12 protein-coding genes are annotated in these 13,750 nt (G+C 67.3%); 5 read left to right on the forward strand and 7 right to left on the reverse strand.

Features of this window, described 5'->3' with window-relative positions; genetic code table 11:
• Positions 1-90: 90 nt before the first annotated feature.
• On the reverse strand, positions 91-450 hold the full coding sequence (locus IPK27_17305) for a hypothetical protein (GenBank protein ID MBK8069314.1): 360 nt from the start codon (positions 448-450) through the stop codon (positions 91-93).
• A 219-nt stretch (positions 451-669) separates the two neighbouring features.
• Positions 670-1,098, reverse strand: coding sequence for a hypothetical protein (locus IPK27_17310; protein ID MBK8069315.1), 429 nt, complete (start codon positions 1,096-1,098; stop codon positions 670-672).
• Positions 1,099-1,407: 309 nt separating this feature from the next.
• Here IPK27_17310 and IPK27_17315 point away from each other — a divergent pair, with 309 nt between their 5' ends.
• Positions 1,408-1,821, forward strand: coding sequence for a hypothetical protein (locus IPK27_17315; protein ID MBK8069316.1), 414 nt, complete (start codon positions 1,408-1,410; stop codon positions 1,819-1,821).
• A gap of 116 nt (positions 1,822-1,937) precedes the next feature.
• On the opposite strand, the gene IPK27_17320 is transcribed toward IPK27_17315, so the two are convergent.
• Positions 1,938-2,249, reverse strand: a complete 312-nt coding sequence (locus IPK27_17320; GenBank protein ID MBK8069317.1) for a hypothetical protein — start codon at positions 2,247-2,249, stop codon at positions 1,938-1,940.
• Positions 2,250-2,719: 470 nt separating this feature from the next.
• Between IPK27_17320 and IPK27_17325 the strand changes: the two genes are divergently transcribed.
• Entirely contained in the window at positions 2,720-3,646 is a 927-nt protein-coding gene (locus tag IPK27_17325) for a peptidoglycan-binding protein (GenBank protein MBK8069318.1), read from the forward strand.
• A 46-nt stretch (positions 3,647-3,692) separates the two neighbouring features.
• Here IPK27_17325 and IPK27_17330 read toward each other — a convergent pair whose 3' ends face one another.
• The 4 genes from IPK27_17330 to IPK27_17345 all read right to left on the reverse strand — a co-directional run bounded on the left by IPK27_17330 (position 3,693) and on the right by IPK27_17345 (position 10,980).
• A complete protein-coding gene (locus IPK27_17330; GenBank protein ID MBK8069319.1) occupies positions 3,693-5,783 on the reverse strand; it encodes a hypothetical protein in 2,091 nt (696 codons plus the stop codon).
• Between the two features lie 402 nt (positions 5,784-6,185).
• The gene (locus IPK27_17335) at positions 6,186-9,101 is read right to left on the reverse strand and encodes a hypothetical protein (protein MBK8069320.1); all 2,916 of its coding nucleotides are present in this window, start codon (positions 9,099-9,101) and stop codon (positions 6,186-6,188) included.
• 129 nt (positions 9,102-9,230) lie between these two features.
• Positions 9,231-9,599 (reverse strand): hypothetical protein, encoded by a 369-nt coding sequence (locus IPK27_17340; protein ID MBK8069321.1) that lies wholly within the window; start codon positions 9,597-9,599, stop codon positions 9,231-9,233.
• A 16-nt stretch (positions 9,600-9,615) separates the two neighbouring features.
• Positions 9,616-10,980 (reverse strand): MATE family efflux transporter, encoded by a 1,365-nt coding sequence (locus IPK27_17345; GenBank protein ID MBK8069322.1) that lies wholly within the window; start codon positions 10,978-10,980, stop codon positions 9,616-9,618.
• Between the two features lie 60 nt (positions 10,981-11,040).
• Between IPK27_17345 and IPK27_17350 the strand changes: the two genes are divergently transcribed.
• The 3 genes from IPK27_17350 to IPK27_17360 all read left to right on the forward strand — a co-directional run bounded on the left by IPK27_17350 (position 11,041) and on the right by IPK27_17360 (position 13,648).
• Positions 11,041-12,027: an SDR family oxidoreductase gene (locus IPK27_17350; GenBank protein ID MBK8069323.1), complete on the forward strand. Its 987-nt coding sequence runs from the start codon at positions 11,041-11,043 to the stop codon at positions 12,025-12,027.
• Positions 12,024-13,181 (forward strand): DUF3667 domain-containing protein, encoded by a 1,158-nt coding sequence (locus IPK27_17355; GenBank protein MBK8069324.1) that lies wholly within the window; start codon positions 12,024-12,026, stop codon positions 13,179-13,181. Before IPK27_17350 ends, IPK27_17355 begins: the two co-directional genes overlap by 4 nt.
• 143 nt (positions 13,182-13,324) lie before the next feature.
• Positions 13,325-13,648: a DUF4286 family protein gene (locus tag IPK27_17360; protein ID MBK8069325.1), complete on the forward strand. Its 324-nt coding sequence runs from the start codon at positions 13,325-13,327 to the stop codon at positions 13,646-13,648.
• Positions 13,649-13,750 lie beyond the last annotated feature (102 nt).

Below are 13,750 nucleotides of genomic sequence, written 5' to 3' on the forward strand. Positions count from 1 at the left end.
CACCGAAGAAAAGCAGCGAGCAAGAACACCCATCGACTCCTCAGCCGACCGCATGCGCACACGCCCCTCGCGGCGGAATCCTTCGTGCTTTCAACAGGTTGTGCCGGCCAAAGCCAACGCCCCCAGGCGCCGAAAAGGATGGGCTGTCGCACTCAGTTCGAGAGGGAACACTACGCCCAGGCCGCGCAACCAGCACTGGCCGATCTCGGCGGCTTTGTCGAGGAACGCACTCTCACTCCCGATCACGCGACAGAAGCCTTCACCGGGCTTGAGCGCGCGCACACAGTCGGTCCACTCGCTTGAGCCCATGCCGAAGCGGGCAAGGATGACCGGCGGCTTTCCCCTGATCCGTCCGCGCTTGGTGGGGTGCCAGTGGCGGCCGGTCATGTCGACCAGTTCGATGTACTCGGTGGTTGAGAGCACTGTTACCGACAAGCCGCGGATACCCATCACCGGCGCCAGCTCAGGTCGGCGCGGTGCTCTTGCTGTGGCACGACCGTTGCCAACCGTAGTGCAGGACAATGTCTCGCCAGCAGGATCTGACTCGATGGCTCGGATTCGTTTCAACCCGCGTGAGGCGTGGTTCTTCAGTGTCAATCTGTTGGAGCGTCGTGGCAACGATCTGCTGGTGCGGCACTTCGATCCGTTGCCGGCGCATCCGCAATCGGCTCATGTCGCGTGGCTGCGGTCCGTTGCGTAGCCGTAGAGGCCGACGCCGAGCAGCACCAGCAAGGGCACCGTGGCGATGATCCACAGCGCCTGCCAGGCGTATTGATCGCCATTCCAGGGCATCAGGTTCGGAGACACGCCGATGACCACGATTGCCGCGCGCACGAGTTCGATGACGGCCAGCAGCAGGACCAGCAACTGCAGGCCGGCACCACGCAAGGGCCGTCGCCATGCATGGCCGGCGAGCGCAACCAGCGCCAGCAGGTCGATGCCGCCCAGCACCAGCCCGACGCTGTCGAGCGCAACCCGACCGGTCGCGATCATCACTCCGCTGAAGAGGAACAGCAGCGCGATCGCAACCAGCACGCCCTGCCAGAAGCGTCGCGGCCGTGCGGTCCCGGCGGTATCGCCTACCTGAGCATCACTCATGCGCGTTTCCTGTCGGCGACCCGCTGGATAACGACAGCTGCCGCGAAAGCGCACGACTTCGCCCGTACCGGAGGTTGCATCGCCCGGCGTGAGCCTAGGGCAATCGGCGGGATGCCGGATCCACGGGGCCGCCATTCAGGGTTCCACGCGCCACAGCTTCGGCCAAGAGATCGGACTCGGCGCCCCGGCAGACGCTCATCCGGCGGAAGTCGAAGCGTCCGCCGGCGCACGCGGCGCGGGCATTGCCTACCCGTTGCCGGCGACGCTCACTCGGCGCAGGATGCGATGGTCCCGCACCGGAAGCCCGCCATGAAACGGCTGTTCGTAATCGTGATCTCCGACGGACTGGAACTGCCTGGCGGGTTCGTTGCGCCGGGCCCAAAGACCTTGATCCTGTACGCTCTGGTGCCGGCCGACTGGGGCCAGGGCGACCACCCTGATTCGGCCGAGGACTGGCCAGAGGGTATTGCGTTGAAGCGCGAAGGCTTCGAACTCATCTGCCAGGCCCTGTATGGCGCCACCTGGCGCCACGGCAACGACGACGGCTCGCGTTACGTGATCCGCAGCGTCGAGGCACGCGCCCACAACCGCGCGCGGGCGTGGGTGCCGCAGACCAGCCCGGATTTCCAGTATCACTGGTTCATCGCCGGCGCCGACGGCGTGCGCGTCAGCGATGCCGCCGGCGTGCAGCAAGCTTACGCGCGCGACCAGGCGGCCGGCTAGGACGCGACACCGGCGCCTAGGCGGCCTCGCCCGTGAGTCCATGCCGAAGCGTTCAAGAACGGCCGGCGGTTTCCCCGTGATCCGCCCGCGCTTGGTGGGCTGCCATTGGCGGCCGGTCATGTCGACCAGTTCGATGTAGTCGGCGGTTGAGGGCGCCGTAACCGACAGGCCGCGAATACCCAGCACCGGCGCCAGCTCAGGTCGGCGCGGTACGCTCGCTGTGGTTCAACCGTTGCCAGCCTCAGCCAGCGGGCGGCGACCTCGTCCGGGCCCCAGTCCCGCGCGACGTCGGCATGCATCTCGATCACCACATCCAGGTGATTGCTCATCACCGCGTAGGCCCAGATCGAGACGACATAAAGCTCAGCCAACTGCGCCAGGCGATCTTCGACCCATTGCCAGCGATGCTCGTGATCCGAGCCGGTCAATGGATCCTGGCCGCAGAGCCAGGCGCGGCGTACTGTACACAGCGCGACACGCAGTGATAGACGCCGTGGGCGTTGGCGGGGACCAAAAGGGAGCGGGCTTGCGTCATGGGGCGCAGCATTACGCGAACAGCAGGCACCGGCTGTCGGAAAGCTCTGACGGCCGAGTCGGAAAGCTACCAATCTGTGCGTGTCCTCGCCTTTACAGCTTCATCGCGACGGTCGGACCATTGGTGGAACTGGAGTTGCCAAGCAGTCAACGCACGAGACCGGGTGACAGCGGGAGTCCGCTGGTCATTGGATTCGCCCAACCAAGACTGGCCGGCATGCATATCGCCGGGACTCCGGACGACGGCAGTGGCCGGGCACTCAGCTACTGCATTCCTGCCTACGCACTACTGGATCCGGGCAACTACGCCGAGACGGCCGGAGAGACCTGGCAACTTTCCTGACGCTGATCGGGGTACTTCAGCATGTTCAACTTCTCCGTCGCCCATCTTGCGCGCCTCATTGAAGCTCACCATTACTCCATCACCGACGACATCGTGCTGTTCGCATTCCGCGGCTGCCTGCCGACAAATCTGCAGGACGTCACCAAGACAGCCCTTAAATCTCTGCGCCAGATTCCGGTGGACTACTTGCGTCTGCGCTGCACCGTGGGCTGGGCGGATCTGCGCAGCGGACAGTTGATGGCCTGTCCCGCCAGCACCGTGCCACATCAGAAGCACATTCAGATGGCTCTCAACAAGTCAGGGCAAGGTACGAACTGCCTGACCCCCGGCCTGCTTCGATTTGCGAAGGGCACACACCCGGGCGCTGGCGGGCACGGTTCTCATGTCGCCTTCCGACAAGCACAACCTTTTCCGTATCAACGAACCAAGGACGACCTCGACTATGACGACGACGATGTGATCACCGTGGGGACGCCGGGCGACAATCTTCATGCCGGCTACACGGATACGACTTCAAGCGACTTCCCACCCAATTTCGAGAGCGCAGGTTGCATCGTTGTGGCGGGTTATCCGATCCGACATGGCTACTCGAATTCGCGAGACATCGGATGCTGGCCCCGGCTCCGCGACGCCGCATACGCCAGTGCGCAGGAATCGTTTTCATTGATTTTGGCAAATGGCGGTGAGGCTGAAGCTGTCGCAACGGCGCCACCCGCCTCGGTGCCCTGCCTGTTGCGCTTTGGTAGTACAGGACCACTGGTTGCCAAAGTCCAGCACGCACTCGCGAAAGTTGGCCTTCTGGAACCCGGCCAAATCGACTCGCACTACGGCCGCACAACTCTGAACGCGGTCGTCGCGTTTCAGCGCCGCGAGCGGCTCAGTGTTGATGGCACATGCGCACTCAACACTGCCGATGCGCTTGGAATCATCGACTGGCCATTGGTTTGAGCAACCGGACTTCCCGCCCCAACACACCACGTTTTCGTCGGCACACCTACTCGAACCCGCTGCGCAGCAGATCGGCGTCTACCCGGCAGCGGAGTGCCTGGGCGCCGCTGAGGATGACGTTGAAGGAGGATCCGCCGGAGGTGAACGTCGGGCTGGGCTGGCTGCCGACTGCATGCACGACCCAGCGCGAGGGGGCGCCGGGGCCTGTTGGGGGTGTGTGTTGCAGGGCGAAGGGTGTGGGGTTGAACGGGATGAAGGACTGGCTCGTGTCGTGTCCGCGGCCCACGACGGGCAAGGCGCAGGGCGTGCCGTCGAGCAGGCGATGCGCCAGCGGGATCTGGTTGTCGAACTGTTCCAGCGCGGGCGTGAAGAAGGCATTGGCCGAGTCGGCGGGCGGGGCCACGACATGGAAGCGCCGGTCCGCGGGGATGGCGAGGTTGCGCTCGTCGCAGAGCATCCAGCCAGTGCCGGGTTCGCGCAGGAAGCTGATCGGCGCGGGCAGCAGCGCGGCACCGGCAGGACCCTCGAAGCGGTGCATCGCGATGGCCACCGAGCGATCGTTGAGGCCGCTGACGGCGGTGCACGGGCCGGGCGTCAGGCTGTCGTGGGCGAAGGCGAACGGAAAGGCGTCCCCCAGCCGCGCGACGATGAAGCTCTGCCCGACCGACATCGGCAACTGCTGCTCGTGGTAGATCGCGAGGCGCCCGCCTGACGGGCTCCACAGCCCCAGGGTCTGGTCCAGTTGTGCGTTGCTGCTGCCGTCACGCAGGCCCACCGCCACCGGCAGGTCCGTGTCCGCGATCTCGGGCGGCAACAGGGTGTGGTTGGCGGTCAGGTTGTCGCTGCTGACGGTGTGCTGGAACACCCGGTGGCGATTCCATTCGAAGGCGCCGATGTCGATGCCCGCGCCCAGTTCGCGCGGATCGCCGGCGACATCGCCGATCGCCGCACCCGCGCCCGCCACCCAGGCATTGGCGTCACCGGCGTCGACCAGCGGCGAGCCGGCGCGCGGCCGCGGGAAATCGCGGCGCTCGATCATCGGATCGCTGAGCAAGGTGGTCGGCGACAACGTGAAGCCGCTGGCATCGGCCGCGTTGGCGAACAGTGCATTGTGGCTCTCGCGGATGATCGCCTGGGACGCGGCGACGTGCATCCCGAAGGAACTCTGGCCCACCACCAGGTTGTTGTGCAGGTCGATCACGCCGCCGGCGCCGACCGAGTTCATTTCGATTCCCTTGGTGCCTTCGATCACGCTGTTGTTGACCGCCTGGATGGCGATCGGGGCTTCGATGGCATTGACCAGGATGCCGGCACCGGTGGCGTTGCGCGCGGCGTGGACCCAGTTGTCCGCGATGCGCAGCGGACTGGTGGACCCTTCCAGCACCTGCGACATGACGATCAGTCCGGAGACGGCGCTGGTGTCGGTCGGCCCGCGCACCAGATTGCGCTCGGCGCGCCATTCGTCGCCGCGCCGGCGGATTAGGAAGATGCCGCTGCGCATGCCCTGGGGGTGACTGGATTCGACCAGGTTGTCGGAGACGCGGGCGCGCAGTGCGCCAATGGCATCCAGGGCATGGGCGATCCTGATGCCGGTGGCCCCATCGGGTCCGGTCGAGAACAGCACGTTGCCCACGGCTTCCACATCCCAGGAATCTGCGGTGGCCGAGTTCAGGATCGAGACCTCGATGCCGGCGCTCGCTTGCGCGGCGGGCGGGATGCCGATCCGGTTGCGCTGGATGAGCACGGCCGACGGGACGGCGTTGAGCGCATCCACCACGATGCTGCCGCGACGCAGCGTGAAGCCCTCGATCCCGCAGTACCCGGACGCGCCCGCGGCCGGGCGGCAGATGATGTCGGCCCCCTCGGGCAAGACCGCGTCCACGCCCGGATCCACCCGCAGGTACATCGCCCGGCGGATGGTCAGCGTGCCGGGAATGGCGTGATAGCGCGGGGTTGGGCCGCTGCCGCGGACCACGCGCAGTTGCACGCCGGTTGGCGCCGCATCGATGCATTGCTGCAGGCCGAGTCCGGTGCAGGTGCCACCCGGCGTAGTGTCGGGCCAGCGAATCGTGGGCGAACCAGCGCTGGCGGTGCTGGCGAGAACCAGCATGGCCAGGGCCAATGAAACTGCACGCATGCATGCGCTCCAGGAGCAGCCGGTGGCTGCGTTGCTGGGAGATACGCAATCCCCGGCCCAACCCGTGCAATCAAGGCCAACCCACGCGCCGAACTCGCGCCGGGACCCAGCCAGGGAAACCGGACCTGATTCGTACCAGTCCTCATCGCCGGAGCACCCCAAGCAACAGCGTTTGGACAAGGTCCAAACCCACGCACAGCAAGCTCGCGGCATCTGTGGGTCCGGACCTTGTCCGAACGCTTTTCGCATCGCCGGTCCATCGGCGATGAGGATTGGTACGAATCAGGAAATCGGATGCGTAGTTGCGTAGGCCGTAGTGCCGCAAAGCGGCTCTGCGGCGCTCTGCCGGTGAAGCGCTGCGCGCTACACCGGCCTACTCAGAAGCGCCCGGTTTCATCCAACTCATTCGAACCCGTTGGCGAACAGTCCTGCCCCGCCATCCACCGCAAACACCCGTTGCACGCGGCTGAGGTTGCCTTGCTGGTCGGCGATGGCGATGGTCAGCACGCCGCGCGCCAGTTGCGTGATGGGTGCGGACAGCGCCAGGCGCCGGCGGCCATCGCCAAGATCCTCGACCAGGTCCGCGAGCTGGGTGCCGGGCGCGCGGCCGTTGACGGTGAAGTCGGCGCGCACATCCAGGCTGGCGGCGTCGATGCCGGTGTAGGCATCGGCAACACCGAAGCGCAGCTCGGTCAGTGGCCCGTTGTTCCCCGTGCGCGGTGCGCTGACGCTCAGCGTGGGGCGCAACTCGTCCTGCAGCCAGCCGTAGGCCGCGGCGCTGCCGCTGCCGGTGTCGACCGGCGCGCCGAGATCGATCCAGCGCACGATGGTGAGCTTCTCTTCCTCGCTCAGCGGCACCGCGCCGGAGCCCGGCGGCGGCATCATCGTGCCGCTGTAATCGAGGTCCGCGAGCGAAGGATCCGCGCCGGATGGCAGCGTCGCCGGATTGCCGGGGACCGACTCGGTCGGGTGGTCGGCATTGCTCCAGCCGTCCAGCCGCTGGCCGTAGAGCTTCCACACGAGCAGGCTGCGGCGGCTCTGGAAGGCGCGGATGTAGCGGCTGGCGTTGCTCTGGCGCCAGCTGCCGATCAGCGGCGGGTAGCCGAACTGGCCGTCGCGGTCAGCGGCGAGGCGGAAGTAGTCGCCGGGCAAGCCATCGACATTCGTGAGGCTGCCCAGGTCGAGGTTGCCGGCCGGCGCGGCGCCGCTGTGGCAGGAGACGCAGGAGCGTTGCAGCAGCGGGCGGATGTCGCGCTTGAACTCGACGTTCCAGGTGCCGGCTGGGGCCATCCGCAGACCCGGATCGCCGCCGCCGGTCACCGGCGCCAGCAGTGGCGTCGATGCGCCAAGGTCGTGCGCAGGGTAGCCAGGCGCCGCCGCCGCGGTCTGTTCGAAGGCCAGCGGCTGCTGCGAGTGCGCGTGGCAGCCGCCGCAGTCGACGCGCTTCTCGCCCGGCCGCAACTGGTGCCAGGTCTGCGAAGCGGACAGCAGCATCCCGCGGCGGTCGAGCAACTGGAAGGTGAACGGCGTGTCGGCCGGCAGCTTCACCAGGAAGCTGGTGTCCGGATTGCCCTCCGGATCGAGCACCGGCTGGCCCTGGGCGTTCCGCTTGCGCAGCGGGATCTCGCCAAGGACGCGCAGCCGCTCGTTGGCGTGCGAGCGGTAATGCTGGCCTTCGTTGGGGCCATAGGAGCGGTGGGTGTTGGGTTCCATCGCGACGATGCGCAGCGCCCAGATGTCGCTGTTGGCATAGCGTCCGGCGTCACTGCCCTGGGTGAACCAGTTCGGGCTCTGGCCGTTCTCGGCGGTGTTGAAGGCATCCAGCCCGTGATAGCTCTCGTAGCCGTTGCGCGTGTGACCGGGGAAGCTCTCGCGCTTGTAGACGCTGGAGGAGCCGACCAGCCCGTGCGGGGTGCCGGCCGGCAGGCGCGTGTCGACGCTCCCATCGTTCGGCAGCCAGGGCTTGATCGCGGGCGCGGGAATGCCGTGGATGGCCGCGTAGGGCACCAGGGCGCGCGGCCAGGCCTCGTTGTAGTTCGGGCTGTTCTTGACCAGCACCAACTGGTTCGGGTTGGTCACCGTCTGCATCTGGTCGATCAGGTAGATGCCGCTGTCGATGCGCGGCAACTGGGTGGGCCGGTCGAGGTGGTTGACCGGCCCCGGGCTCCATGCGACCAGCAGATCGTTGCCGGGCGCGCCGGAGGGATGCGACAGCTTGCCGACGCGCGCGCCGCCAGCACCGATCGGCGCGGCCTCGTCCTCCGGATGGGTGAACGGCGTCAGCACCTGCGCGCCGCGCGGCGTGAAGTGCATCTGGAACTGGTAGGGGCCGAAGGACAGGGTCTCTGGCAGCGCCGGGTTCTGGTCGAGGAAGGCCGGGTGGAATGGCGCCTGGCCGGATGGCGGTGCCGAAGGGATCGTCAGCAGGGTGCCGAAGCCCGAGTTGTTGAGGTTGTAGTAATCGACCACGACGATGCGCCCGTCGCCGGCCTGGGTCATGAAGTGGAAGGCGCGCGCGTCGTGGAAGGCGCTGACGATCGGCCGCCAGTTGCGCCCGTCCGGCCAGATGCCCCAGATGCCCCACAGGCGCTCGTCGCGCAGGCCCTGCGCCTCGTGGCTGGAGAACATCAGCTCACCCGAGCGCAGGATGGTCGGGTGCAGCGCCGAGGAAATCGTCATCGGCGCGATCGCCTCGACGTTCTCGCCGTTGGCGTCCATGACGAAGAGCTGCAGCGTCGGCATCGTGAAGCCTTTCGGCGGCACGAAGGCGTTGCGGTTGCTGGTGAAAACGATGCGCCCGTCCGGCAGCGGCATCGGCCCGAGGTTGAGCACGCCGTAGCCGAGGCGGTTGTAGCCCTCCGGCGGATCGAGCGGATTCGTTGGATGCCAGTGGCCGGCGCCGGTGTTGGGGGTGAACTCGCCGTGCGTCAGCTGGGTCAGCTGGCGGGTGGCGATGTCGATGCGCCAGAGGTCCGCACCCTGCTCCGGCAGGAAGTCGCGCTGGTAGTTCAGGTTCTCCGTGCGCAGGTCCGGGAAGCGCCCGAAGTAGACCGACTGGCCATCGAAGGACACCACCGGATCGGTGACCCCGCCGTTGCCACCGGCCACCAGCACCTCCTCGCTGCCGTCCGGGTGCAGCAGCATCAGGTCCGCGCCCGGATCCAGCCGCGCCGGATGGAACACCTCCGGCCACCAAGTGAAGGTCTGGTCGCCCAGGCGCGGCTGGCGCACGTAGACGATGTCGTAGTCCACCTGCGGCGTCTGCGCCGCGGCGGGTGCGGCCAGGCAGGTCAGCAGCAGGGCGATCAAGGTGCGCATGACAAGCTCTCACGCAGGACGGCGCAATTTTCGTGCATCCGCTGGAGCGCGATTGCGAAGCTGTGCACGGCGCTGCTGCGATGCAACGAAGCAACGATTCGAGCTTCCGGTACCTCGCGCGATGCTGGTTCAGCGCACCCTTGACGGTTCGCCGCTGCGCAACTCGGCCCGCAACGGCGGGCGCTGCCAGAACCAGCGCACCCAGTCGGCATAGGCGACGCCGCGCTGCTTCTGGTAGGACCAGACCTGGATGGGATCGGGTGGGCGACGGTCCCACCAGCGCACCGCGACCAGGTCGATGGCGCCCTCCCAGAGCACCGCGCCATCGGGCGCGAAGATCGTCAGGAGATCGCCCGGCTGAAGGAAGACTGGCTGCGGCGAACCGCTGTCGGGCGCGAAGGCGTACTCGATGCGCCCTTCCCAACCCTGCTCCCAATAGGCTTCCAGCGTGCCCGCCTGTGGCGGCCCGTGGTCCCGGGATGCTTCGGCCGATGGCATGTTCCGGCTACCGGATTCAGGTCGCGCTGGCGGACTGCAGCCGCCGCAGCATCACCGCGAAGCGCCAGTTCATGCCTATCGCGGCCATCGTCAGGCCGGCAATGAAGCCCACCCACATGCCAGGGCCGCCCCAGCCCGCCGTGAAGCCGAGCAGCCAGGCCAGCGGGAAGCCGACGCCCCAGTAGGCGAAGGCGGTGATCAGCATCGGGAACTGGGTGTCCTTGAGCCCGCGCAGCGCGCCGGCGGCGACCACCTGGATCCCGTCGGACAACTGGAAGATGCCGGCGAGGAACATCAGCTGCACCGCCAGCGGCACCAGCTCCGGCGAATCCGGCGCGTACAGCCGCGTCAGCTGCGCGGCAAACACCAGCATGACGGCCGCGGAAAAGGCCTGGGTGCCCAGCGCCAGCAGCAGCCCCGCCAGCCCGGCGCGGCGCACACCAAGTACATCGCCCGCGCCGCGCGCGTGCCCCACGCGCACGGTCACCGCCTGCGACAGGCCGAGCGGGATCATGAAGGCCACCGAGGCAACGTTGATCGCGATCTGGTGCGCCGCGGCCCAGTCGCCGCCGATCCGTCCCATCAGCAGCGCGACCACGATGAACAGCCCGCCCTCCATCTGCCAGGCGAAGGCCATCGGCGCGCCGATGGCGAGCAAGGCGCGCAGCGCGGAGCCGTCCGGGCGGTCGAAGTCGAGGATGCTGCCGAAGCGCTGGAACCAGCTGGCGCGGTGCAGGTACCAGGCGAGCGCGAGGGCCTCGATCCAGAGCACGAGGGCGGTCGCCAGGCCCAGGCCGAGCGTGCCCATCGGCTTGATCGGACCGAAGCCGAAGGCCAGCGCGATGGCCAGCGGAATCAGCGCAACCAGCCCGACGAAGGACACCACCATGCCCGGTTTGGTGCGCCCCAGGCCGTCGGCATAGCCGCGCAGCATGAACATCGCCGCCAGCGCCGGTCCGCCGAAGCCGATCCCGCGCAGGAAGTCGCGCGCATGTGGATACAGCGCCTCGTCCACCCCGATCAGGCGCAGCACCGGGCCGGCGCCGAAGCACACCAGCATGATGAACAGCCCGAGCCCGAGCACCAGCCACCAGGCCTGGCGCGCGCGCGGCGCGATCTCGTCGAAACGCTTCGCGCCGAACAGCTGCGCCACCGTGGGCGTGACCGCGCCGAGGATGCCGACCGTCAGCAGCAGGGTAAAACTGTAGACCGCCGCACCGACCGCGACGCCGCCCAGCGCGGCCGCGCCCAGGCGCCCGGCGACCAGGGTATCGACCACGTTCATGCCCATCGCCGACAGTTGCGCGACCACCACTGGCGAGGCGAGTTTGATCGTATCGGCAAGGTGCCGGCGATTGCGGTGGTGCTCGGGAACGCTCATGCGCTGGCGCTGGGGACAGGGCCGGGTATCTTAAGGGGCAGCTCGCACGATGGGGACACGATGACCACTGCACTGGTAACTGGCGCCACCGGCTTCCTGGGCGGCCATCTGGTGCAGCAATTGCTGGACCAGGACTACAGCGTGCGCGCGCTGTACCGCACCGAGTCCTCGCTGGCCAGCCTGACGGGCCTGGACATCCAGACCTGCCGTGGCGACGTCACCGACCCGGACTCGCTGGCATCGGCGCTGCAGGGCCAGGTCGATGTGGTGTTCCACGTCGCGGCGAGCACCGCATCCTGGCGCCCGCATCACGCGCAGCAGCAGAGGATCAATGTCGACGGCACGCGCAATGTGGTCCAGGCCTGCCTCAAGGCCGGCGTGCGCCGCCTGGTGCACACCTCCAGCGTGGTGGTCTACGGCCTCACCGAGGATGTGATCGACGAGCGCTCGCCGCACCTGGGCCTGGATTCCTGGATCAGCTATGCGCGCACCAAGTCGCTGGCCGAAGAGGAGGTGCGCGCCGGCATCCGCGCAGGGCTGGACGCGGTGATCTGCAACCCGACCCATATCCTCGGGCCCGGCGACACCCACAACTGGTCGCGCCTGATCATGCTGGTGGACCAGGGCAAGCTGCCCGGCGTACCGCCCGGCAGCGGCGCCTTCGTCGATGTGCGCGAGGCAGCCGCCGCGCATATCGCCGCGGCCGAGCGCGGAAAGTGCGGCGAGAACTACCTGCTCGGCGGCGAAGAAGCGAGTTTCATCGAACTGGTGCGCATGATCGGCGCGCAGCTCGGCAAGCCGGTGCCGCGGCGGGCGATGCCGGCATTCGCGCTGAAAGCCTACGCGCGGGCGCTGGACGCGCTCAGCCGCATCACCGGGCGTGAGCCGGACGCCACGCCGGAATCGGTGGCCTTCGTCTGCCAGAACATGCGCTGCGACATCAGCAAGGCGCGACGCGAACTGAAGCTGCAGGTGACGCCACTCGACCGTCTGCTCGCCGACACGGTGCGCTGGCTGCGCCACGAACGCCTGGTGGGCAGCGCGTGAGCGAGACGCCCGCCCGCCCCCTGAGTCGCCGCGAGCGCAAGGCGAACGCCTGGCAGGGTCGTCGCTGCGAGAACTGCGAGATCCCGCTGCAAGGCCCTTTCTGCCACCAGTGCGGGCAGCCGGAGAAGACCCCGATCCGCGACCTGGTGTCGCTCTCCACCGATGCTTTCGACTACCTGTTCGATGTCGATGCGAAGGTCTGGCGCACCCTGGTCAGCCTGTTTTTCGTGCCAGGCAAGCTGACCGAGGCTTATCTGCGCGGCAAGCGCATGAGCTTCGTGCGCCCGCTGCGCATCTACCTGGTGATCAGCGCGCTGCTGTTCATTGTGGTTACCTCCATGAGCGATCTCGGCGGAATCAAGGTCAGCCAGAACGGCGATGTGGTGGTCATCGATGGCGATGGCGGCGGGGATGAGGACGCCTCGCCGGATGCGGCGACCACTGTGCCGTCGGATGACAGCGATGCCGAACCTCGCCCCGCGTCCGCGGAATCACCGCCGGCAACACCCAGCGATCCGGCCTCCGCCCGCCCAGAGAGCCCGCCAGCGGCGGAAGCGTCAACGGAAGCGGCCGCCGCGGAAAAGAAGAAGGAACCGATCAGCCTGACGATTGTCGGCAGCCAGCCCTGGCATCCCACCGACAACCCGCTGGTCTTCGATTGGCTGCCCGATGCGGGCAACCAGTTGCTCAATGACTACATCGGCATCATCCAGGCCAACCTGGAACTGGCGCGCGACGATCCCAAGCGCCTGGGCCACGCCTTCCTGCGGGTGCTGCCGCAGAGCCTGTTCGTGCTGCTGCCGATCTTCGCGCTGCTGCTGAAGATCGTGCTGGTGTTCAAGCGCCGGCTGTACATGGAGCACCTGATGGTGGCGATCCACAGCCACACCTTCGTGTACATCGGCATCCTCGTGGCCGTTGGCCTGTCGTGGATGGCCGAGCACTGGCCGGAAGGCTGGACCAACCCCTGGTGGCTGCTCATGGGCCTGGCCATCGCCTGGATCCCGGTCAACCTGTTCCTGACCCAGAAACGGGTGTATCGGCAGCGCTGGTGGGGAGCGCCATTTGCCTTCGGCGTGATCGGCACCTGCTACCTGATCCTGATCAGCTTTACCGCCTTCGGCGCGCTGGTGATGAGCTTGGTGAATATGTAGCGGGGAAAGGTGAAAAGTGAAAAGTGAAAGGGGGAACACGGCAATCCCGAACCTTGCGGCCGGCCCCGAACCCCTCTACTTTCCACCTCCTGCTGCCTGCTCCCACCCTTCACTTTTCACCTTTCACTTTTAACTGCTCCCCCATGATCGTCTACGAAGTGAACATCAAGGTCCGCGATGCGGTGGCCGACGACTACCGCGCGTGGCTGGGCGACCATGTCCGCGAACTGCTGACGCTGCCCGGCTTCGTCAGCGCCGAGGTGATGATCGTCGAGCCCGGAAAGGCCGACGCCGAGCACCAGGAAATCGTCGTTCACTACCGGCTCGAGAGCCATCACGCGCTGACCCGCTACCTCGCCGAGCACGCCCCGCGGATGCGCGCCAAGGCACACGCGCACTTCGACGGCCAGTTCCAGATCCACCGCCGCGTCCTCGCGCCGCTGGTCGAGATGCTGCCGGTGGGGTGAAATGCCGTGAGTGGTGAGTAGTGAGTAGTGAGTGGCAAAGGCCGGCGTGCCCGCCGCACGGCTGCAAGTTGCCGCAAACCGCTCCTGCCACTCACCACTCAC

Source organism: Rhodanobacteraceae bacterium (assembly GCA_016713135.1).
Lineage (GTDB): Bacteria > Pseudomonadota > Gammaproteobacteria > Xanthomonadales > SZUA-5 > JADKFD01.